Origin of the sequence: Scytonema hofmannii PCC 7110, assembly GCF_000346485.2 — a bacterium.
GTDB classification, from domain to species: Bacteria; Cyanobacteriota; Cyanobacteriia; order Cyanobacteriales; family Nostocaceae; genus Scytonema; species Scytonema hofmannii.
Genome location: NZ_KQ976354.1, coordinates 6,060,836 through 6,083,322, shown reverse-complemented (window position 1 = coordinate 6,083,322; position 22,487 = coordinate 6,060,836). Strand labels below are relative to the sequence as shown.

At 41.9% G+C, this 22,487-nt stretch carries 19 protein-coding genes; 10 read left to right on the top strand and 9 right to left on the bottom strand.

Annotated elements, in window-relative coordinates; all coding sequences use genetic code 11:
• Positions 1-24: 24 nt before the first annotated feature.
• Together WA1_RS25335 and WA1_RS60215 are read right to left on the bottom strand one after the other, a co-directional pair.
• Entirely contained in the window at positions 25-1,524 is a 1,500-nt protein-coding gene (locus tag WA1_RS25335; RefSeq protein WP_017739718.1) for a S10 family peptidase, read from the bottom strand.
• A gap of 107 nt (positions 1,525-1,631) precedes the next feature.
• Complete coding sequence (locus WA1_RS60215; protein WP_017739720.1) at positions 1,632-1,754, bottom strand: hypothetical protein; 123 nt, start codon at positions 1,752-1,754, stop codon at positions 1,632-1,634.
• Positions 1,755-2,784: 1,030 nt separating this feature from the next.
• Between WA1_RS60215 and WA1_RS25320 the strand changes: the two genes are divergently transcribed.
• The 6 genes from WA1_RS25320 (at position 2,785) to WA1_RS25295 (ending at position 8,514) form a co-directional block, all read left to right on the top strand.
• Positions 2,785-3,150, top strand: a complete 366-nt coding sequence (locus tag WA1_RS25320) for a CU044_2847 family protein (protein WP_017739723.1) — start codon at positions 2,785-2,787, stop codon at positions 3,148-3,150.
• Between the two features lie 131 nt (positions 3,151-3,281).
• Positions 3,282-4,235: a S1 family peptidase gene (locus WA1_RS25315; protein ID WP_017739724.1), complete on the top strand. Its 954-nt coding sequence runs from the start codon at positions 3,282-3,284 to the stop codon at positions 4,233-4,235.
• A complete protein-coding gene (locus WA1_RS25310) occupies positions 4,207-4,980 on the top strand; it encodes a hypothetical protein (RefSeq protein ID WP_017739725.1) in 774 nt (257 codons plus the stop codon). Before WA1_RS25315 ends, WA1_RS25310 begins: the two co-directional genes overlap by 29 nt.
• A 262-nt stretch (positions 4,981-5,242) precedes the next feature.
• A complete protein-coding gene (locus WA1_RS25305) occupies positions 5,243-6,457 on the top strand; it encodes a glycosyltransferase family 2 protein (protein ID WP_017739726.1) in 1,215 nt (404 codons plus the stop codon).
• Positions 6,458-6,509: 52 nt separating this feature from the next.
• The gene (locus WA1_RS25300) at positions 6,510-8,072 is read left to right on the top strand and encodes an ABC transporter substrate-binding protein (RefSeq protein WP_017739727.1); all 1,563 of its coding nucleotides are present in this window, start codon (positions 6,510-6,512) and stop codon (positions 8,070-8,072) included.
• Positions 8,073-8,205: 133 nt separating this feature from the next.
• On the top strand, positions 8,206-8,514 hold the full coding sequence (locus WA1_RS25295) for a hypothetical protein (protein ID WP_017739728.1): 309 nt from the start codon (positions 8,206-8,208) through the stop codon (positions 8,512-8,514).
• A 228-nt stretch (positions 8,515-8,742) separates the two neighbouring features.
• On the opposite strand, the gene WA1_RS25285 is transcribed toward WA1_RS25295, so the two are convergent.
• The 5 genes from WA1_RS25285 to acpP form a co-directional block, all read right to left on the bottom strand.
• Positions 8,743-9,450: a hypothetical protein gene (locus WA1_RS25285; protein WP_033334396.1), complete on the bottom strand. Its 708-nt coding sequence runs from the start codon at positions 9,448-9,450 to the stop codon at positions 8,743-8,745.
• Between the two features lie 65 nt (positions 9,451-9,515).
• Positions 9,516-11,027 carry a DUF1565 domain-containing protein gene (locus WA1_RS25280; RefSeq protein WP_017739731.1) on the bottom strand — a complete coding sequence of 504 codons (1,512 nt, stop codon included), beginning with the start codon at positions 11,025-11,027 and terminating at the stop codon, positions 9,516-9,518.
• A 137-nt stretch (positions 11,028-11,164) separates the two neighbouring features.
• Positions 11,165-13,180, bottom strand: coding sequence for a transketolase (gene tkt, locus WA1_RS25275; protein WP_017739732.1), 2,016 nt, complete (start codon positions 13,178-13,180; stop codon positions 11,165-11,167).
• Positions 13,181-13,548: 368 nt separating this feature from the next.
• The gene (gene fabF, locus WA1_RS25270; RefSeq protein ID WP_017739733.1) at positions 13,549-14,799 is read right to left on the bottom strand and encodes a beta-ketoacyl-ACP synthase II; all 1,251 of its coding nucleotides are present in this window, start codon (positions 14,797-14,799) and stop codon (positions 13,549-13,551) included.
• 168 nt (positions 14,800-14,967) lie between these two features.
• The gene (gene acpP / locus WA1_RS25265) at positions 14,968-15,219 is read right to left on the bottom strand and encodes an acyl carrier protein (RefSeq protein ID WP_017739734.1); all 252 of its coding nucleotides are present in this window, start codon (positions 15,217-15,219) and stop codon (positions 14,968-14,970) included.
• Positions 15,220-15,473: 254 nt separating this feature from the next.
• On the opposite strand from acpP, the gene WA1_RS25260 reads away from it, so the two are divergent.
• Entirely contained in the window at positions 15,474-16,385 is a 912-nt protein-coding gene (locus WA1_RS25260) for a CoB--CoM heterodisulfide reductase iron-sulfur subunit B family protein (RefSeq protein WP_017739735.1), read from the top strand.
• Between the two features lie 97 nt (positions 16,386-16,482).
• Here the strand turns inward: WA1_RS25260 and WA1_RS25255 are convergent, their stop codons facing one another.
• On the bottom strand, positions 16,483-17,883 hold the full coding sequence (locus WA1_RS25255; RefSeq protein ID WP_066613011.1) for an energy transducer TonB: 1,401 nt from the start codon (positions 17,881-17,883) through the stop codon (positions 16,483-16,485).
• Between the two features lie 292 nt (positions 17,884-18,175).
• Between WA1_RS25255 and WA1_RS25250 the strand changes: the two genes are divergently transcribed.
• The 3 genes from WA1_RS25250 to cpdA all read left to right on the top strand — a co-directional run bounded on the left by WA1_RS25250 (position 18,176) and on the right by cpdA (position 20,521).
• Complete coding sequence (locus tag WA1_RS25250) at positions 18,176-18,829, top strand: MotA/TolQ/ExbB proton channel family protein (protein WP_017739737.1); 654 nt, start codon at positions 18,176-18,178, stop codon at positions 18,827-18,829.
• Positions 18,813-19,217, top strand: a complete 405-nt coding sequence (locus tag WA1_RS25245; protein ID WP_017739738.1) for an ExbD/TolR family protein — start codon at positions 18,813-18,815, stop codon at positions 19,215-19,217. The genes WA1_RS25250 and WA1_RS25245 overlap by 17 nt, the downstream gene beginning before the upstream one ends.
• 506 nt (positions 19,218-19,723) lie before the next feature.
• Positions 19,724-20,521 carry a 3',5'-cyclic-AMP phosphodiesterase gene (cpdA, locus tag WA1_RS25240; protein ID WP_017739739.1) on the top strand — a complete coding sequence of 266 codons (798 nt, stop codon included), beginning with the start codon at positions 19,724-19,726 and terminating at the stop codon, positions 20,519-20,521.
• A gap of 449 nt (positions 20,522-20,970) precedes the next feature.
• On the opposite strand, the gene WA1_RS25235 is transcribed toward cpdA, so the two are convergent.
• Positions 20,971-22,206 carry a serine/threonine protein kinase gene (locus WA1_RS25235; RefSeq protein ID WP_017739740.1) on the bottom strand — a complete coding sequence of 412 codons (1,236 nt, stop codon included), beginning with the start codon at positions 22,204-22,206 and terminating at the stop codon, positions 20,971-20,973.
• Positions 22,207-22,487 lie beyond the last annotated feature (281 nt).

Here is a 22,487-nt window from a genome sequence, read left to right as displayed (position 1 = left end):
CAACGGCTTCTCCTGAACAATACGTCAAGCCGTTGCATCCTGATAAAAAGCTTTTATATGGGCAAACCACGAAGCGCGAGATTCATCCCAAGTGTAGAACATATGCCCACCCTGAAAATGTTTTAGAGTCAGATTAGAGCGAATCTCCGGATCTAATTTCATCAAATCTGCTAAATGGTTAGAGGAGAAATAAGGAGTTACCAAATCAAAAAATCCATGAGTGATGTATACCCGCATATAAGGATTTAAAGCCATCCCCACCCGCAAATCGTCCACCGACCCTAGAAAGCCCTGCTTAAACTCGCCTTGAATTTCAAATTTCCAAGCTTTAAATACTTCAAAGTTCAAGAGATGGTAAGACAAGTCGGTTTCAACACCCAAGGTATCCCGTAAATGACTGTTAATAGCTCCCGTAAACAAGCGATCCAATCCACCAAGGGTGGGATCGGTTCCCTCATAATTTACACGGTCAGGAAAAGGATCGATCGCCGTTATCGAAGCATCATACAGTCCCACAATCCGTTGGCGATCGCGCAACAGTTCCCTTGCAAAGACTTCAATCCCGATCCTTCCTGCGTGTCTCTCAACAAGTGTTACAGGCAAACCGATTAACCCTGCGAGCTGCTGATATGTCCTCTGGCGTTCCTCAGATGTCACAGCATCTCCCATTGCCAAAAATGGAATCAGAGTTGTGCGAGCAAATTGTTCTGCAGCCGCCATGTGAGCTTGTAAATTTCCTGGTTCTCCCGCCCATTGAGCGCGATCGTGATGGGCGGCGGTGGCGGCGAAGGAAGGAATCACAGATGCCCAAGATGTGAGGTTATAATCGCTACCTTCAAGCAGACTGAATTCCAAAGCTGGAGAAATCAAAATGGCACCGGAAAGACCAACACCAAATTCCTGCTGTAGCTTGTGGGCTAATCTGGCAACTCGAAAGCCACCGTAACTTTCTCCTGCGATAAAGATGGGAGACAGCCACCGCTTCTTTTGCGAGAGAAATCGTTGGATGAACTCTCCGAGTGCTTTTAAGTCTCGCTCAACTGCCCAAAATTCTTTGTCCTTGGGTTTATTTTCCTCTTGAGGCTTGGCTTTCTCGCTGTCTTTACCCTGAGTATCTTTGTCTTGAGGTATACTGCGACTAAAGCCCGTACCTATGGGATCGATGAATACCAAGTCCGTAAAGCTCAGCCAACTTTCGGCATTGTCTACCAACCGAACGGGAGGTTTGGGTAAGCTACCACACTCTGCGAAATAAATCCGCTTCGGACCCAATGCTCCCATGTGCAGATAAGCAGAAGCTGCACCCGGTCCACCATTGAAGACGAAGGTGAGCGGTCTTTGCGATGCTTCTTCAGCCTCAGCTAGATAAGCCACATGGAACATTTCGGCAACAGGTTTTTCCTGCTCGAACAAGGTTTGCCACTCAGCTATTGCCGTGTAGCGGATCTGGCGATCGCCAAACGATATTGTATGCTCAGTTGTACTGGACTTACGGGTTGTAGGTGAGTTAGGAGTATCGGACATATGTCAAGTAGTCGTCATGAACTACGCTGTTTTGTATGTTAACATCGCTCCAGCACTTACGTAAATTTTATATTTTTCTGTATAAAAATTTATTTTTTTAATTACTATCATTGTGATGCCTGCTGCTCGAGCAAACGGCGGCGACCCTCCGCCTTAATTTCATCAATGGTCTTAGTAGAAAACAAACCTTGGTCTGCTTGTTCGACACCTTTTTTAATTTCTTCTCGCAACGCAGCTTACGAAGTTCTGATTTACTGACAATACCTTCGCCAGAAGTGAAGCCTAGACAAATTTTGCCATTTTTGCCTAGAACACAAACTTTTGCCACTTTCAACAAAAATGTTCTAGTGTTACAAAAAAGATTTCCCCAGTACCATAGCGGTTCTGGGGGATCTTTTTTAGGCTTTGGAATATACCTCATTTTCGTCACCACAGCTACCGCTTTAAAGATTTTTGCGGTTCCGCAAAATGATTACAGATGTAGCCGCATAATTCCACTACTGACTTACACTGCATAAGTTGTTTTTACTTGCACCTAATTATATTATTTATGAATTTGAAAATGAGCAATTTTGCTATCTATCTTTAGATAGATTTTTATGATAGTTACTCTCTTTAGTTAGATTTTTTAACTAGTCATGCGAAAATGAGCTCTATCACTACATGAAAGTCATGTATATTATGCCAATTATGCCAAGAAAAGTACTAACAGAGCCAATCAAAAGACTCACAGTAGAAGTGCCGGAAAGTGAATATAACCTATTAGAAAGTTATTGCTCAGACAAACAAGAATCTAAACGTCAAGTAATACGTTCTTTTATTCGTAGTTTAAATTACCCTAATAAGATTTGAGAAAAGTTGACTGAAATGCTAAACTTCTAAGCAAATCAAGCTGGGTAATTCATACAATCGCACTTTTGTCAATGCGTGAGTCTCCATTACTGTGAGAGGAAAATTTTGTATTTAAAATAACAAAAAATCTCTTTTATGGAGTTATGCATTACTCATAAGTCGAAACAATAACTATAAATTTTAATGATTCAATTGCGGAATCTATAATAGAAACCGTGTGGTATTAATAAAGCAAAACACCGTTTGAAAAGGTAGCACATGAAGCTATGAACTGCTAACAATTAAGGCTAAGAGGTAAGAAGCTACTACTAAATAAGATGCAATAGTAACGTTACTAGTAAAATCAGTTGCGTCAGAGTACCTTGTTAACTTATTTCTAAAAAGACTTCATCAAGGAGAACTCCACTTATGGCTATAACAACAATATTCGCTCCTAACGGTTCTGAAATTTACATACAGTACGATGTAGAAGAAAGTACTCAGTTACAAGCTGTGGGTGCTCCAGACCCCATCGAAGATATTGCCAAAAGAACAGAGCGGTTTAAAGAATCATTAGTTACTACGGTAAACGGTTATTCGCAAATATTACTTGATAGCGTACAGCAAGGTATGAATGGTCTCACAAACCCAAATAAAGTGACATTGGAATTTGGTTTACAGATGGGAGGAGAAGCGGGGATTCCTTGGGTGGCGAAAGGGACAGCACAAGCTAATGTCAAGGTCACTATTGAATGGAACTTAAGCAATAACAAACAGAACTCTAACAATTCTTAGTTGTCTTAAATACAGTTCTTGTGAGGTGGAGTGAGCAGCCTAGAAAAGGCAATACATCTGTCTCACAAGAAAATCAAAACTGTAATGCATTGCATTGAAAATCGCTATGAATCTGAAAGGAGACTATAAAAATGAGTTATGACATTGATGAACTCAAAAAATCAATGGTAAAAATTATCAATCCTGATACACAGAATACTACAAATACTGCTGGTTCTGGATTTATCATCCGCTCTGATGGCTATTTTATTACCTGCCATCATGTCATCTATCGTTTAAGTTCATTGAAAGTAGAGTATCAGGGACAAGTTTACGATGACGTACAGTGGTGTGAAGCCCTTTCAAATCCAGACGTTGATATTGCCATTCTTAAGATAAGTCTTTCTGGTGCAAAAGCTGTTCCGATTATCAATCCACAAGATGTATCAACGTCGGTTACAGTTTATGGGTTTCCTCAAGAAAGAGCTTCAAATTTTCCAGATGGCTTTGATTTTCCTGCTCAAAATATTCGTAAAAGTGCTTCTGTTAAGACTCTCTCTACTTATAAGTATAAAGACATAACATTAACTAATTCTTGGAATAAACTACCAGAGCCTACTTCCACTTTTGAAGCTTATAGAATTAATGCTCCAGTAGACTCAGGAACTAGCGGTGGACCTGTTCTAGCTGATAATTTAAGTGGTGTAGTGGGGGTTATTCAGTCTAGTAATAGTAATGAAAGTTATGTCATTCGCTGGGATAACATTACAGAATCCTTGAAAAAACTGGAATTAGATTTTAATATGGTTAGTAAGAAGCAAAAGGAACCAATACAAATACTTATAGAACTCTTGCAACTTAGTAATCTGGCTATATTTTCAGAAAGAAGAGGACTGTGTGAAACAATTGGAATTCAACCAGGTAAGCTTTCTTTTTTAACGTTAACATCCGATGATAGCTTTACCACAGAGCTAGTTAACTATTTACATAGAGTAGGTAGAAAACAAGCTCTTTGTAAACTTTGTCAACAACTTGAGTCTGTATTCCCCGAAGGAGAGCAGACAGACGATTTGGCATTTGTTAAAGCAAGTCTCAACTGTAATTAGTGCGATTAGTAAAACACAAGCCTTACAAAGCGATATGTTTCCAACCACAAGAAACGAAGATCTTAAAAGAAAACTTAAAAACATATTGGTAAGAAGCGTATGCATACAAGAGGGAGAAAGAAGAGCATTATGTACAGAAATTAACTTGAGTCCAAGTAGTCTACCTTTTTTAAATAGAGGGTCTGATGAATCTTTTGCCGAAGAACTCATTAATTATTTGTTTAATCAAAAGAAAAAAGAATCTCTTTGTCAGCTTTGTCAAAAACTTGAAAGTGAGGTCAGGGAAGGAGAATTTGAAAATGATTTAGTATCTATTAAGGAAGAAGTTTGTAATTCAAACAATAGCTTAATTACAAAAAACAGTTCAATTATTAGTTTAAAACAACGTCAACAATTACTTAACAACGTCTCTAAGTCTAGAGTTGACCCATTTATTAACATAAAGAATAAACTTATTAAAAAGGAGTTGATCGCCCTAGATTTAGAACTATCAAGAGTCAAGACTCTCCAAGAGAAAGAGCTTTTGGAAGGGGAAGGACGTGAGCCGCCAATAAACCTACTTCCCGATACTAAGATTATTAACATCTTTGACAACGAAATGCATGACAGGAGAACTCTGCTTATCCTGGGTGAACCTGGGTCGGGTAAGACTACAATTCTAGGGGAACTGACCAGTGAGCTAATTAAACGTGCTAGTGAAAACGACAACCTTCCGATTCCTGTAATATTAAACCTTGTGGACTAATTAATGGAGGAAATTCAGGTTTAGTTTGCATTAAGCACTTCGTTCTTCGTGTTGTCTTTTGGCTAGACAACAAAATTCCTTGGAACTATGCCAGTTTCCTCAACAACGCTGCAAAACAAGGTTTCTTAATACAAACTGGTGGTAGCTATAGGTTTAGACACAAAATGCTGCTAGATCATTTCGTTGATTATCAAAAAAAGTAAGTAAACTTTAGTGTTCGTTCCTTTTAAAATGTTGTTGGAAGATATGAGGTTATGGAAATATGGTTATACTCTTAGTTCTATTTTCTTCTCTGCTTAGTTTGATTACTTACTTACGTTATTTACGACAGGCAATGGTCGAGATACCGCAACTATGTCTATCAAGAGATATATTATCTGAGAATTTTCTTAATTCTGGATTTCCCAAAGTTTCAGTGATTGTTCCAGCCTATAACGAGGCAGATAATATCCAAGATTGCGTTATATCTATTTTGTATAGCACAAGTTTATTAGTTGACAAGTTTGAACTTTGGGTAGTAGATGACCAATCTACTGATAATACCCTAACAATTCTCAACACCCTTAAAAAAAATCTCAGTGATTCACGGCTGAAAATTTTGCCAGGAAAACCCCGACCAGCGGAACAAGTGTGGACGGGTAAAAACTGGGCTTGTACTCAAGCTGCTAAACGAGCTTTTGGAGAATTCTTGCTCTTCATTGATGCTGATGTCCGACTGAAGCCAAGAGCAATTGAAACAGTGGTTCAAGCAGCGGAATCAAAACAAATAGACTTATTAAATTGTATACCAGCAGTAGTTTGTGGGTCTTTAGTAGAGTGGTTGGTACAGCCACTAATGTTTATTAATCTGCTGATTTCTTTGAACTCTGTGGCAGTAAAAGACCCTAAAACCAAAACAGCTTTTGCAGCAGGACCTTTTATGCTGTTTCAACGCTCATCTTACGAGAAAATAGGAGGACATCAAGCAGTTGCAAGCTGTGTTGCTGAGGATGTAGCTTTGGCTCGACGCATTAAAGAGAGTGGTTTGAAGTTGCAACACTTCTTAGGAGCAAATTTAGCAAAATTAAGGATGTACCGCTCTTGGGCATCACTTTGGGAAGGTTGGACTAAAGTTTTGTACTCGGGTGCCCAAAGAAGCTTGTGGCTAATGGTATCCCTAGCTCTGCTAATGCTAAATATTTATGTGATTCCTTGGCTAGTATTAGTCATTGTGTTTAGTAAAAGTTTTTTAATTGGTTGGAAAACGGTTGACTTGCTGGCAATTTGTCTAGCTTTGATTGCTATTCTCCTCCAGTACAATTTGCGGACACTAACAGCACAAGCATTTCGTAGCTCTCCAAAATACTGGTGGCTGCATGGTTTGGGAGGTCTACTGGTTGCAGTCATTGCCATTGCTTCAGTGATTAAGACTGAGACGGGTTGGGGTTGGACTTGGCGAGGTCGAACGCTTAAGCATCCTATTTCACCTCGTGAATGAATTTTGTAGACCTAGAAGTAGCAATCGTGAAATTTTTAAAGGAAAATAATACATGGCAGAATGGCGCATAACATTTGCTTGGATTGCTCTTTTTTTGGTTTCCGTGCTCTTATTGGGATTATTGTGCTTTGGTACATTGTGGTCTGGTCAACGTTGGGTAGCTGAAGAACGCATTAGTTTTGGTGAGAAAAGTTTAATTCCAGGAAAGCCTTCCTCGAATAAAACAGATGGGATGAACAGGATAAAAGAGAAGGACTGGCAGCAAGCACAGACTTATTTAGATAAATCGCTGAACGAGTTTCTTAACGATCCAGAAGCACGTATTTTCTCTAACAACGCCGAAATTGGCACTGCAGAAAGCTACACCATTGCTGTATCTGTACCCCTTCTTAAAGAGAAAAATAATTCTTTAGAAAATTATAATAATTCTTTAGAAATTTTACGTGGGGTAGCCCAAGCTCAAAATGAATTTAATTCAACAAGAGGACGTAGTCAAGCACGTTTGAAGGTAGCGATCGCATCGGACGATAATGATCCAAAAGTTGCTAAACAAGTTGCTACAGCCTTGGCAAATAATTCTGATGTATTAGGTGTAGTCGGTCACTACGCTAGTGGTGTCACCATAGCAGCAAAAGATATTTATACATCCGAAAAACTTGTAGCCATTACTCCCATCAGTACTTCTGTTGACCTTACAAAAAATTTTCACCCTTCAAAAAACTCTAAACCGTATATTTTCCGCACAGTTCCCAGTGATAGTGATACTGCACAAGCATTAAAGAATTATATGTTCCAAAATTTAAATAAAAATAATAATGTAACAATTTTTTACAATTCTAATAGTAACTACAGTAAGTCACTTGCGTGTGAGTTCAGGAATGCTGTTGTAGATGCAAAAGAACAGAAGTGTGATTTCAAAAATTCTGATTTAAATGCAAAAGGACAGGTGCGTGAAGTTAATTGGTATGATTTGTATGAGCAGAATTTTAATGCCGCTTTGAGTGTAAAACAGGCCATTGATAAAGGTACCCAAGTACTAATGTTAGCCGCCGATACGAGTACTTTACCAAAAGCGCTGGAAGTGATTAGGTCTGCCAAGGGGAAGAACCTCAATATTTTAGCAGGAGATGATGTTTACACCCCAGACACTTTGAAAGTTGGAGACACAGCAGTTGGGATGGTGGTAGCAGCTTTTTGGCATATTGATAGAGCTCCCAATCGAAACTTTGTCAGTAAATCTCAGAAGCTTTGGGGTGAAGGTGCTATAGTGAACTGGCGAACTGCCCTTGCCTATGATGCAACACAGGCTTTGATTGCGGCAATTCAGAGCAATCTGACTCGAAGTGGAATACAACAGGCTCTCTCCTCAGGAAAATTGAAAATTACTGGAGCTTCTGGTGATATTGAGTTTTTGCCGTCGGGCGATCGCAAGAATCCTAAAGTAGAACTTGTGAAAATTGTTTGCACTAACAGTTCTAGTACTTCCTACAAATTTGTCTCTGTTGCAGCTTATGAAGATAAACGCTCCGGTGATTGTCCCGGTTCACTGACTAATAATTCAAGTCCAACCCCGACTCCTTGGCCGATACCTACTGCAACGCCTACATTTGACTAGCTTATAATCCGTCTCTTGACAGAACCAAACTGTTTGTATCGTTGTTAACCTGACTTGTCTATTTTGAGTAGTTTGTAGCTACAAATAGCGATTCAAGATAGTTGAACATTGAACAACGACTTTAATCAGATTTATGAGTTTTCATTATAAATTTTTGTTAAATCAGGCATTAAATCAACCTACAATTACTAAATCACAAACAGGATCGCCAATTCCACGTTCTTCAATTGATTTAGGTGGCTTGTTCAAACAATTCAGTAATCCAGAAGGACTATTAACAATAGATGGACTGATTTTTATCCTTTTGGTGTTGCGATTTGTTGGAGGCGGGAAAGGTAAAATTACCACAGGTAAAGTTTGTGGAGTTGCTGAGAAGTTAGCAGCAACCCAACTAGCGCTTAAGCAAATTAAGGAGCGCAAACATAATAAGGTTTGTCTCTAGTGTGGTAGCCCTCGTTATTGGTGGAAAGGGAAGAATCTCAGTCGCTTCAAGTCGGGGAACCCGCCCAACGCGCTGGCTCACCAAATTTTCCCTCAATACAATTACGAACCATCTAGCGAAACCATTTGATCCTGATGAATTAATTGCAGTTGTATCAGGCCTCACCATTACTTTGCAGAATAGAGTTAATTCTCATCAATACAGTTAAATTGCCTTTACTAATAAAAATTATACCAAACTCGCTCGCACACCTCGTCCGGACAGCAATCTTCTGGAAGGCGGTTTTTCATGGGAAATTGCTTTCAATTTTGATGTAAAAGACTCAGAACCTGCCCGTGTTTCTGGAGTAAATTGACCGATAGGCGGATTGTTAGTCGTAACTGGGACTATCTCCTCTGGGCAAGATTGTGAAATTTCTTCCTGTCCCGGCGTCAAGTCAATAGATGCGTTGACTCCATTTGTTTCCTCGGAGATCGCCCCAACATCAGGTATCTGTGATGACAAATCTGTCTGAGGCAATGACTCTGCAACCAGGGGGAACTTTTCCTCATATCCTGAAGTGAACGCAGTAACTGGGGATAGTCTGGGAAGTGCAGTTAGGCTTTGGGGAAATTTGCTGCAAATCAAACGTTCAAATTCCATGTTGAAATGGAAAATGACTTGTCCTCTCCTTTGCCAGCAAGTTAATATTTGCTGCACTGAAATTGCTTTATATCGACCTTGATACAGTGCTTCGATCGCTGCTAAGTGCAACCAGTTGCTTGGGTATTGCTTTTGCCAAAGTTCCACAAGCTCAATGGCGCTGTAGCCACTCAGGTCAAAACTATAATGAATTAATAAAGCTACTGCTAAGTCGGCAGAAGTTTCCGGCGGGTTTGCTGTAAACATCTCGCTATCGATTGCAGGCAATAGACATAAATTTTGCTCCCCTCTCATAGCCTGTCGTATTTTTAGCTACAGTTTTGTTTGTCAAGAGTTCCCCAGTCAATCAACAGGTGCTTTTATTCTACTTCCATTATGGGAAGAGAGACGATATAAGGCGAATGAATAGCAGGAACTGTTCCGATTGCTACCAATGCCTGGTAAACCATCGCGGCTACTTCGGCTCGTGTTGCTTCTCGATTCACTTGAATGAGGTTGGGATCGGGAAAATTAACAATAATTTTATTTTGTGTTGCGGTCGCAACTGCAGTCAGAGCCGCTTTGGGAATGGTATTGCGATCGCTATAATTAACCAAGTCTTCGCTAAATGTTGCCGACAGGGAAAGCCCACTTACTAAGGAAACGATCGCCTGCAATCTCAAGACATATTGCTCTGGTCGAAAGGTCAGATTGCTAAAGCCACTCACAAAACCGGACTGCGCTGCAACGCGAATGGCATCATAAGCCCAATAATCTTTTGAAATATCTGTAAATTCAGGAACTTGGCGTTTGGTAACAGGATGAAAAGCACCTGCTACCAAAGCAGCGTATTGAGCGCGAGTTATGGGCGCATCTGGTTGGAAAGTGCCATCAGGAAAAGGACTTATCAACTTTTTGCTAAACAACGCTTCTACAAAAGCTGTTGCCCAATGTCCAGCCATATCTGTAAATTTTGTCTTAAATAATACTGCTTTTACAGTATTTTCCGTATGTGTCGCAAACTCAACAAGTCCTTGTACTTTAGTAGGGAACAACTGATTCCCCACTGAAATTAACTTTTTAGAAGTTACATTACGAACATCAAATTGACCGTTATCACGAAAAATATTACCTGCGGGGTCTTGAGTACTGCCTAAATCGGGACTTGCCTCACCATTCACCAATAAACCATCTTGAATATTCTTTTCTATAAGATTGTGACGCAACACGGGACTTGCACTTCGTGAGAAAGCTATTCCTGTACGGTTTTCTGATACTTTATTATAAGCTACGAAAGGAGCAGCCAAATCGCTAATTGCTATCCCCAAAGCATTTTTTTGCAAAACATTTCGCAGCACTTCCCCCTTGCTATGGCGTGCCATGACCAAACCACTAATTGTATTTTGCACAAAGACGTTATCCAAAATCGCTGGTTTGGCAGTCTCACTCACAAACACCCCTTCGCGTCCGCACTTAGTAAAGGTGTTGTTAGCCAAAGTTGGAGAAGTAGATTCAATCCAGACACCAGTTCCCTTTGCCATGGGATTTGTGACTGTCACACCTATTAATTGAGCATCACCCAGTAAAAGCAATGTAATATTTTGCGTACCAAAACCTTGGCTGTGATACTCACCACTTCCGGAAATCAAAATACCTTTCCCTTTCGTTGCTTCGTTCCCTAACACCATTACCCCATCTGGAATGACAAGGGGAAACGCTTCACCACTTGCAGTGCTATAAGTTCCGGATGCAAGCTGAATCATTTTGGCTGATGTCGTTTCCTTTAAAGCACGGGTCAGACTTCGGTAGGGGTTTGACCGTGTTCCAGAATTGGCATCATTTCCCATCACTGGGTCAACATAGAGTGTTGCTACAAGGGTAGAGTGAACCATTATCAGTGAACAGTGAACAGTGAATAGTTACCAGTAAACAGTAAACAGGGAACTATGAATAGTAATAACTGATATCTATAAAAAAAGGGCAGGTATTACCCACCCTTAAAGAAATTAAGAAAATAGTCTGTTGCCAATTAACCCAACAATTCTTTTGCTTTAGCCAACACGTTATCAACTGTGTAGCCAAACTTCTCCATGGCAATACCGCCAGGAGCAGAAACACCAAAACGCTCAACACTAATCATCGCGCCTTCGCTGCTAAGGTAACGCGCCCAACCAAAGCTAGAAGCCGCTTCTACAGCTAACCGCTTGGTAATAGCTTTCGGTAGTACGGATTCGCGGTAATCTGCTGGTTGCTCTTCAAAGATTTCCCAGGAAGGTAGGGAGACAACACGCACTTTTTTACCTGCTTCTCTCAGTTTCTGAGCAGCTTCGACACAAAGGTGTACTTCGCTACCAGTACCGATGAGGATAATATCGGGTGTTTCGTTCTCATCTCCATCAACGATGTAACCACCCTTTGCTGTTTTCTCAATACTGCTTCCTGGTAATTGAGGCAAATTTTGCCGTGAGAAAGCAAGTAGGGTCGGACGGTGTTGATTTGCTTGTTCAACTGCAACTTTGTAAGCACCTGAGGTTTCGTTTCCATCTGCAGGACGGTAGACGATCAGGTTGGGAATTGCTCGCAAGGAAGCAATGGTTTCTACTGGTTGGTGGGTAGGACCATCTTCTCCTAAAGCTAGGGAGTCGTGAGTCATTACGTAAATGACCCCAGCCTGTGACAGTGCTGACAAACGAATTGCTGCTCGCATATAGTCGGCAAAGACGAGGAAAGTCGCACAGTAGGGAATTAATCCAGAACCGTGCAGGGCAATACCGTTACAAATCGATCCCATGCCATGCTCGCGCACTCCAAAACGGAGGTTGCGGTTGTGGTATTGACCTTTTTGGAAATCACCGGATACTTTTAAGTAAGTTAAGTTGGAGTGGGTGAGGTCAGCAGAACCACCAATCAACTCTGGTAAAGCAGGTGCAAGGGCATTTAGGGTAACTTCAGAAGTTTTGCGGGTCGCAACTGCTTTATCTTCAGCTTTATAGATAGGCAGTGTTTTTTCCCAACCTTCTGGGAGTTTGTTACTTAACAACCGCTCAAATTCGGCGGCGTCTTCAGCATACTTGGCTTTATAGTCTGCCCAGATTTTGTTCCAATCTGTTTCTAGTTGAGCACCACGCTCAACTGCTTTACGGAAGTGCTTGAGAGCATCTTCTGGAACAACAAAGGGTTCGTGTTCCCAACCTAAGTTTTCACGAGTGAGTTTAATTTCATCAGCACCGAGGGCTGCACCGTGAACGCCTGCGGTGTTTTGCTTATTGGGCGAACCGTAACCGATGGTGGTGGTGATTTTAATGAAAGAAGGTTTATCGGTCACAGCTTTAGCTGCTTCAATTGCTTTGGCAATAGCTTCGAGGTCGCTGTTACCGTCTTGAACGTGCTGCACGTGCCAACCGTAAGCTTCAAAGCGCTTACCTACATCTTCTGTGAAAGAAACATCAGTTGAACCGTCGATGGAGATGTGATTGTCGTCATACAGAGCAATCAACTTGCCCAATCCTAAGTGACCCGCTAAGGAACAAGCTTCGCCTGAAACTCCTTCCATGTTACAACCATCACCTACAATTACATAAGTGTAGTGGTCAACAAGTGTGGTATCGGGTTTGTTAAACTTTCCGGCAAGATGTGCTTCTGCGATCGCCAATCCAACTGCATTGGCAATTCCCTGTCCCAAGGGTCCTGTGGTGACTTCCACCCCTTCTGTTTCAAAGTTTTCTGGGTGACCGGGTGTTTTAGAACCCCACTGGCGGAACTGTTTGATGTCGTCGATTGTTACGCTGTCGTAACCGGTCAAATGGAGTAGGGCATACTGCAACATACAGCCGTGACCTGCGGACAGGACAAAGCGATCGCGGTTAAACCACTTGGGATTTTTGGGATTAAACCGCAAAAAGCGGTCCCACAGAACAAACGCCATTGGCGCAGCGCCCATTGGCAGTCCTGGGTGACCGGACTTTGCCTTTTCGACAGCATCAATTGCCAGAAAGCGGATTGAGTTAATACAAAGTTCTTCGAGGGTTTGGGTTGCAACAGCCATAATCTCTCGTTTTTACGACGGGTTAGCACTCTTTCAATCAGTGACCAGTGACGGATTATCAGTTACCAACGGAACTGGTCACTGGTAACTGGTAACTTTATCATCCCATTGGTGCTTGTTAAGGGACAAGCGGCAGATTTTGGGATTTTTGATCGGGATATTTGAATTAATTTTACGGGGGATTCCCATTATTATCGGTTGCTGAACCGACGGAATTAGCTGTTTTGGGCATTGGGATAGAATTAATTTCATACCCTCATTGTGAGCAAATGCTCATGAATATTTAGATATGTTACCCTATACCCAAAGTAAGCCAATACCCGATATTTTGCTGTGTGGCTTGGCTTCCAAATTTCAAATTTCCCACTTTAGTCGTATTTTTTAAAGGCTAATGTCACATTGTGACCGCCAAAACCAAAAGAGTTGGACAGTGCTACTTCGACATTCGCAGCGCGGCTGGTGTTGGGAACGTAATCTAAGTCACACCCTTCGTCTGGATTTTCCAGATTGATCGTTGGTGGAATTCTGTTGTTAGCGATCGCCAAAACTGTTGCAACTGCTTCAATACCACCCGAACCACCCAACAGATGACCTGTCATTGACTTCGTAGAACTTAATGCTACCTTGTATGCATGGTCACCCAAAGCCCGTTTAATTGCTGCGGTTTCCGTTGGATCGTTTATTGGGGTGCTCGTGCCATGAGCGTTGATATAGCTCACTCGCTCTGGGGTAAGCCCTGAATCCTTAAGCGCCAGTTGAATCGCTCTTGCTGCTCCTTCTCCACCAGGTACTGGAGAGGTCATGTGGTATGCGTCGCAGGTCATGCCATAGCCAATTATTTCCGCATAAATACGAGCGCCCCGACTTAAAGCATGCTGCAGTTCTTCTAAGATAAGAATGCCCGCACCTTCACCCATCACAAACCCATCGCGGTCTTTATCAAACGGGCGACTAGCGCGAGTGGGGTCATCATTGCGCGTAGAAAGCGTCCTAGCTGCGGCAAATCCTGCTATAGATAAGGGTGTAACTGCTGCTTCACATCCCCCACAAATCATGGCTTGGACGTATCCCCCTTGAACCAAACGAAAAGCATCGCCAATAGCATTTGAGCCGGCTGCACAGGCTGTGACAGAACAGGAGTTAGGTCCTCTAGCACCAGTGTGTATTGCTGTCAATCCTGCTGCCATGTTGGCGATCATCATCGGTACCATAAATGGGCTACAGCGATCTGGACCCCGGTTCAGATAGATTGTTTGCTGCTCTTCCATCACTTTGATACCACCAATGCCAGAACCGATGATGATGCCTACCTGTTCTGCATTCAGGTCATTGATAACAAATTTCGCGTCGGCAAGAGCCTGTTTTGAAGCCGCTACGCCCAATTGAGAAAAGCGCTCCATGCGCTTAGCTTCCTTGCGCTCCATATAATCATGGGGGTCAAAATTTTTGACCTCACCAGCGATGCGACAATCATGGTGTGATGCGTCAAACAGGGTTATTTCACCAATACCGTTGCGCCCAGTGATTAATCCTTCCCAATATTCATCTGGTGTATTACCAATCGGTGTAATCGCGCCAACACCAGTTACAACAACGCGTTTACGTATAAAATCAGTCATGTCGGTAGTTAGATGGCTCTTGATAGGGAGTGGGGAGTGGGGAGTGGGGAGTGGGGAGTGGGGGGGTGGAAGGTAGGGGGTAGGAGGTAGGGGGTAGTACTTCTTCCTTGTCTCCCTTGTCCCTATTCCCATTCCCTATTCCCTACTCCCCACTCCCCACTCCCTCTTTTACGCGGATGCAGCAACTTTGTTGTTGATGTACTCCACTGCCTCTTGAACAGTTGTAATCTTTTCGGCAGCTTCGTCTGGAATTTCGATATCGAACTCTTCTTCCAAAGCCATTACTAATTCAACAGTATCAAGAGAGTCAGCGCCCAAATCGTTGGCAAAATTAGACTGTGGTGAAATACTTTCGATATCAACACTCAGCTGATCTGCAACGATTTTCTTGACTTTTTCAAAAATTTCCGTTTGACTCATAGATAAAATTCCTCAACCAGTTGCTATAATCCAATCTTTCGGGGGATGTGATTTTGAGCATATTTATATTATCGGAAAGTGTGGACGCATAGACCTCGTAAAAAACTCTCTTTTGTAATTCTTACGAAATTTTGTTTGAGTATGTGCATTTTTTTAATCTATGTACGTACAAATTTGCGATCGACACTAAAAGCGATGATAAAACAGTTATGGATGATTGACGAGGGTCAATTCCTCTTTGTTACCAAGATACTATGCTAACCTATACTCTGAGATACGCTTACTACCCCGGATGTGTTGCTCAAGGAGCTTGCCGCGAGCTTCACCAATCTACAGTTGCCCTTAGTAAAGCACTGGATATTGAACTTGTAGAACTAAAAAAAGCTTCTTGCTGCGGGTCTGGTACCTTTAAGGAAGATTCTCAACTGCTAGAAGATACTGTTAATGCCCGTAATATTGCTCTTGCAGAAGAATTAAACTTACCACTATTAACCCATTGCAGTACTTGCCAGGGTGTCATTGGTCATGTTGACGAACGTTTAAAAGAATGCCAAGAGACAGATCCAGCATACGTTGAACAAGTGAATGGCTTTCTTTGTAAAGAAGGCTGCTCCCCTTACCGTGGTTCAACGGAAGTGAAGCATCTCCTTTACGCCTTAATTAAAGATTACGGTTTAGAGGAAATTAAAAAGCGAGTGACTCACAAGTTAACAGGACTAAAGTGTGCTGCTTTTTACGGCTGTTACCTTCTCCGTGCTCAAAAGTCAATGCCCTACGATGACCCCTTCCAACCAGAGGGAATGGAAAACGTGTTTCGCGTACTACAGGCTACGCCAATATATTACAAGGGACGAACCCAATGTTGTGGTTGGCCGCTTGCAAGTTATGCTACCGAGCAATCTTTTAAAATGGCAGGGATGCACATTCAAGAAGCCATAGACGCTGGTGCTGATTGTATGGTTACACCTTGTCCTTTGTGTCACCTTAATTTAGATTCTCGTCAGCCAGAGGTGGAAAAGGTTATTGGACAAAAGTTGGGGTTACCTGTTCTGCATTTGCCTCAGTTAATTGCTTTGGCTGTTGGGGTAAGTCCAAAAGAACTGGGTTTGCAAAGGCACATTGTTTCAACAAAACCCGTGTTGGCAAAATTAGGCTTAACAGCATAACGCAGTTAATCAGAGTAACTATCAATGGTGTTACTGCAAGATCCCCGACTTCTTTGAGAAGGCGGGGATCTGAGCCAACTTACCCATCGGAAATGCCTTAAGGTTGGGGTTGCTCTTGAGAACGACGCAAGCGATCGCCTAAATCGTTCTCATTGCCAGGTGATATTGGCTCCAAATTGCTTGGGCTTGGGCTAGCAGAAGGAGATTGTTCTAGAGACTGAGGTGTACTTTCTGGTTGTTGGGAGGGTAAAACTGGAGAAGTTGGTGCTGCTGGAGAATCGGATATCATTCTCCGCCGCCTGCGTCCGGGAATTGCCTCAGTTTCATTCGCTGCTGTAGCTTCGGCTTCGCGTTTCTTCTCAGCTTCTGCTTGTTGTTGGCGTCTGCGTTCTTCTTTTTCTCTCTGACGCTTCAGGGCTTCTCGATTTTGTCGCGATCCTGGCTTAGTGAAATTAGCTACCAACTGTACGTTCTGTTTTCCAGCCGCAGCAGAATTTAATTTAAATTTTCTGGCTTGATTCATCAATGCTTCATCAAGTTCATTGTGTCCGCTAGGACGAGTGAGTTTGATATTGATGACATTGCCATTGTTATCGACATCAAAAGTGATACCCGGTTTACCTTCTATACCTCGCCGTTCTGCTCTTTCTGGATATTTAAGATCGCATTTTACACAATCTACAAAATCGAACTTTGTCACTGCTGGTCTTGGTCTTGGGGCTGTTGCCACTTGTGTTCCACTGCCCGTCTCCGAACCAATGCCACTGCCCGTCCCCGAACCAATGCCACTGCCCGTCCCCGAACCAATGCCACTGCCCGTCCCCGAACCAATGCCTGTACCAGTACCACCACCACTACCAGTAGCTACTACACCGCTTCCCGAACCTGTGGCAATAGGAAGACCACCGCCGCCGCCACCTCCTCGTGTTGGTTTCACATTCCTCAACTCCCGCAATTTTTGTGTTAAATCGTCATCAGGTTGCTGCTTAGGAGCCAGGTTAGGTTGGCTTTGTGTATTTGTTGGTTCAATAACTTTCGGTTGTGGCTTTGGAGTTGGTTTTTCTACTGGTGGGGTGACAATTCGTGCAATCTTTTGAGGCTTTATTTCTAGCTTTCGTGGCACGATCGCAGTTTCTTTTTGCGGCACTGGTACAGGTTCTACAGGTTTGATTGGTTCAACGATTGGAGTTTTGATTGTTTTAACAACTTCTTGTTTTGGCGCTTGTGGAACCTTTGGTAACTGCTCTACACGAGGCTTTACTGGTTTTATAGGCTCTTCGGCAGGCTTGTTTTTTTCGATAGCTGCTGCTTCTTCAACAACTACAACCTCTATAGGTTCTTCTTTGATTTCAGGTACTCTTGTTAACAGATTGACTATACCAGAAGCTAGGACACCGATATGCAGCCCTAACGATCCTACTAGACTAAAAGTTAGAAAAGTCCTAAGAGCCTTTGATTCTTTCTCTCTGTGCTGTAGAGCCGTACCAGAAAAGCTCATAGTTATCGCTACCTATTATCAATAACTCTTGAAGATTAAAACATTTAGAAACAAATGTCAATCAAGAACTAAAGATAATCAGTCACCTTAGATAAAGCAAAATACATCTCTAAACGAGTATTTATAGGATCTTTAATCAAAATCATCGATTGAAAATCATAATTTCTATATCATATGGCCGATTGTCGTTTGACATAAATTGGCATTTCTTTTAATTTATATTGAGAACTTCTATCAGTTTTATCCCCTAATCTGATAGTCTGACAAAATCTAGAGGCTAGAGAGATAGCACATGGGAATTCAAAATCTGTTTGTTGCAGGTGGTGTGGTAATGTGGCCCCTGCTGGCGTTTTCTGTGTTAGCAGTGGCTTTAATTATCGAGCGCGTGCGATTTTGGGTAAAGGTCAATACCCGTCAAAGCCGCTTGGTAAGGGAAGTTCTGAACCTTTACCGTCTTGATAATGTCGTTGGTGCAATTGACAAGCTGCGGAAAAATGCAGATTTGCCAATGTCACGCATTTTTCTAACTGCCTTGGAATTAGAGGAACCAACACCAGACGAATTTCGTTTGGCTCTAGAAAGTGAAGCACAAGCTGAAATTCCTTTGCTTAAGCGCTTTCAAAATATCTTTGATACTATCATCTCTCTGGCACCGCTGTTGGGGCTTTTGGGAACTGTGTTGGGACTCATTGTCTCCTTTGCTTCTCTCAACATTGGTGATGTGGGAGGTTCAAGAACTGCGGGTGTGACGGCTGGTATTAGTGAAGCGTTGGTTTCTACTGCATCAGGCTTGGTTGTTGCGATTTTCACACTTCTGTTTGCTAATACTTTCCGAGGTCTTTACCAAAGAGAAATTGCACGAATTCAGGAGTACGGTGGACAATTAGAATTGCTTTATCGCCATCGCTACGAACGTGGAGGGAAGACTTATGCGTCTGCCAGATGAACCCGATATGCCGTCGCAGATTAATATCGTTCCAATGATAGATGTTATATTTGCGATTCTGACTTTCTTTATTATGTCAACACTGTTTTTAACAAGATCGGAAGGGTTGCCAGTAAATTTACCTAAAGCAGCTACCGGACAAGCAGAACGTCCTGCACAAGTGACGGTGACAATCAATAAGACGGGACAGATATTTTTGGATAAGAAGCCGATTGGTTTGGAACAGTTGGAAAATGAGGTGCGCCAACAAGTCCAACCACAACAGCAGGTTATGGTTGTTATCAATGCAGATGAAGGAGTCAATCACGGTCAAGTTGTGGGGGTAATGGATAAAGTTCGACAAATAGAGGGAGCAAAATTAGCGATCGCAACTCAAAAACCTGATTAGAATTCGTCATACCATTTTGGATTTTAGATTTTAAACTTTGGATTGAGAAAGTCATGTCTAGACTTGATTTCAACCAACTATCTGTCCCATTCTTTGTTCAAACTGGTGTAATTTGTAATTCGTAATTCGTAATTGATGAGTTACGAACTTATACTACGTTTGTAGTTGCGATACATACGCATCGTAACTACAAGCTAATGATTTGATAAGTCATTAATCGAACATGATACCACTCCACTTGGGAATCCTAAATCATTTAAAAAATTGTTGTCTTGGAAATCTTCGTGTTGAAAGCTAGTAAATAAATTCTATTATGTTTGTGGAATTTACGGATATAAAGAAAGGCGACGTAAGTGACAGAAAGCTTATAAAATAGGTAGCGGATTGCCCAGTTAAGTGTATAGTATGTATGTGCTATCAAACTAAACCGAGCAACTTTAGTTACAATTTGTTATCCTCGTAAAGGAAATTTGCATATTAAAACGCTTAAATTGCTATCACTAAAGATGAATCCAGTTTTTCCCTTGTCAATCGCACAAGTCTCAGATATGCACTTGTTTGCGGATGAGAACGAACAATTGCTTGGAATGCCAACGACTTTATCTTTTCAAGCTACTATCCGGCGGTTGAAAAAACTGCGTTCCGAGCTTGATTTATTATTGCTGACCGGGGATTTATCTGGTGACGGTAGCCTTGAATCTTATGAAATGCTGCAAAATCTGCTGCGCCCACTGGAAATATCCACCTACTGGTTACCGGGAAATCACGATAATGCGATCGCAATGGAACAAATTCTCAATTTGAGGCTAGTTTCTCGCCGGAAGTCTTTTGAGCGTGGGGGCTGGCATTTTATATTACTTGACTCGACTGTACCTGAATGCGTACACGGTCATCTGTCTGCCAAAATTTTGCATTGGTTGGATTTTCAGTTATCAATGGGGGATAATAAGCCCACACTCTTAGCCTTACACCATCCACCGTTTAAGGTAGACTCGAAGTGGCTTGACAGCAGCACCCTCCAAAATTCACAAGATTTGTTTGCCATAGTCGATCGCCATCCACAAGTCAAGTTAGTTTTATTTGGTCACATACACCAGGAATTCCACTGTCAGCGTCACTCAGTGGATTATCTTGGTACTCCCTCAACCTGCATACAGTTTGCTCCCTCGAGCTCAAAGTTTTCTCTTGACCAAAAATCACCTGGATTTCGTTTGCTGAGACTTTATTCTAATGGAACTTGGGAGTCTTCAGTTGAAAGAGTTCCTTTTTCCTACAAACTGGACTTGGCAGCAACAGGATATTAAGATTTTGGATTTTGGATTATGATAATAATAGTTTGATATCGCGCCCAAAAGCTCTTCTAGAATTACTCCCTTTCCGCTAGAAGATTACCGGAAATGTATTATATAGCATACAAAAATGTGACAAAAAGAAGCTCTTGTTTCTACTATTAATTAAAACGCGATGAATGTGTAGGAGTTGATAAATTTCTTTAGAAAGAGCTACTATTAGAGTCTGAAACGACAAAAGTTGGTTTGATAAATGATTGCCAAGTTATACAATTAAGCCAAGAAAAATGCATCTAAAAAATGTTTGCTCAGAAACACAATAGCGCGGATCGCGACTCATGCGCTCACTACCAGATTAAGTTTGCGAGAAAAAACCAAACTATGTAACGCAAAATAGTTTCGGCTCGTAGTAGCGCTGTCTTTGCGCGAGCACGCTACTACAAACTAATTATGATGCGCTTTTTTTATGGTAAAAAAACGCTTACTAGCAAGATAGTGCTAGTAAGCCATAACAGAATACTGATAGGTGCTGCGAATAGAATTCCTGCAATAGCCCAGCTTCTTTGATGTTCTTTAAAGTGTTGAATACTGCGCCAACGTCTACTTTTCCAAGCCCATTCATTCCCCTTTATACCAAGTGTAATAGACATCAGAAAACCTACGATTGGTACAAAACAGAGCAATCCACTCCACACGTGATTTTGCCACAACCAAAACCAAGGCACTAAAAAAGCACCCCAGTTCCAACTTTTGATTTCTTCTGGAACTTTTTCTACACGATTTTTCAGACCGCATCCAGAATTATTTCTAATGTCTTGAATTGACAAATCTTGGTCTTGTACAATCAAACCAGAATTGAGTGCATCCATTGCTTGACGAGCCGTTGAAAAGCGATTTTCTGGTGCAGGTTCGGTCATTTTCTGCAACCAACTTGTAAAACTTGGACTCAAGCTAACTCGTTCGCGTAGCGGCTGCTTTGCAGCATCGCTAAACTGAATCTTTAAATTGCTTTGGGGTAAATCAGATGGAGAAATTCCAGTGACCAAGTGAATCAATGACATCCCTAAAGCATATAAATCTGATGCAGGAACTGCCCTACCGCCAAATTGCTCCATAGGCGCATATCCATAAGTTCCTACTACAGTGAAAGTCGCTCCCTCTCTTGAAGTTCTGTCTTGCACTGCACCGAAATCCACCAAATAGATTTTACCAGTTTCACCCCAAATTAAATTGCTCGGCTTGATATCGCGATGCAGTACTGCTGGATAGAGTTCATGGAGTTCTGTGAGAATATCTAAAACTTGAACAGCAATTTCTTTGGCTTGGATTTCTGTAAATCGCTTACCTAGAACCAGCAATTCTTTGAGGGATTCACCAGGAATGTATTCTTGTACCAAGCAAAACCAGAGGGTGCGTTCGCGTAGCGGCTGCTTTGCAGCATCGCCAATACAAAAATCATCAATATACTTTGGAATTTGAGGATGATGTAGATTTTTGAGAACTTGTGCTTCCCTCTGAAAAAGCTTTAAATCGTCCCATTGTACAGTTTCACTAAAAGCAAGGCATTTAACCACCACTTGCTTTTTTTCTACGTCCAAGGCTTGTAAATCCGATGCAAGCCAAGTTTGGCGAACCCCATTGCTACCAAGTTGGCGTTGGAGTTGGTAGCGATTCTGTAACACTTGTTCTACTTGCAGCATCTAACACCTGCTTATCACCAGCTTGATTTCTTTAATCTAGCTATAAGTCCCTAAGATTGCATCTACCCTACCCTAACAAATAAGAAAAACCTCGGTATCTTTAACTATACCGGGGTTGGTTGATAATTCTCTACAGTGCAAGGAGAAGCTATAACTTAAACAATCAAATTAAGCAGTCTCCTGCTCCAAATTCACTTTGACAACGAGGTTCATGCTGCAAAGCAGCCGCTACGCGAACGCATTGTTTCCCCAACTCTCCCAGAATTAAAGCTAACAGCAGA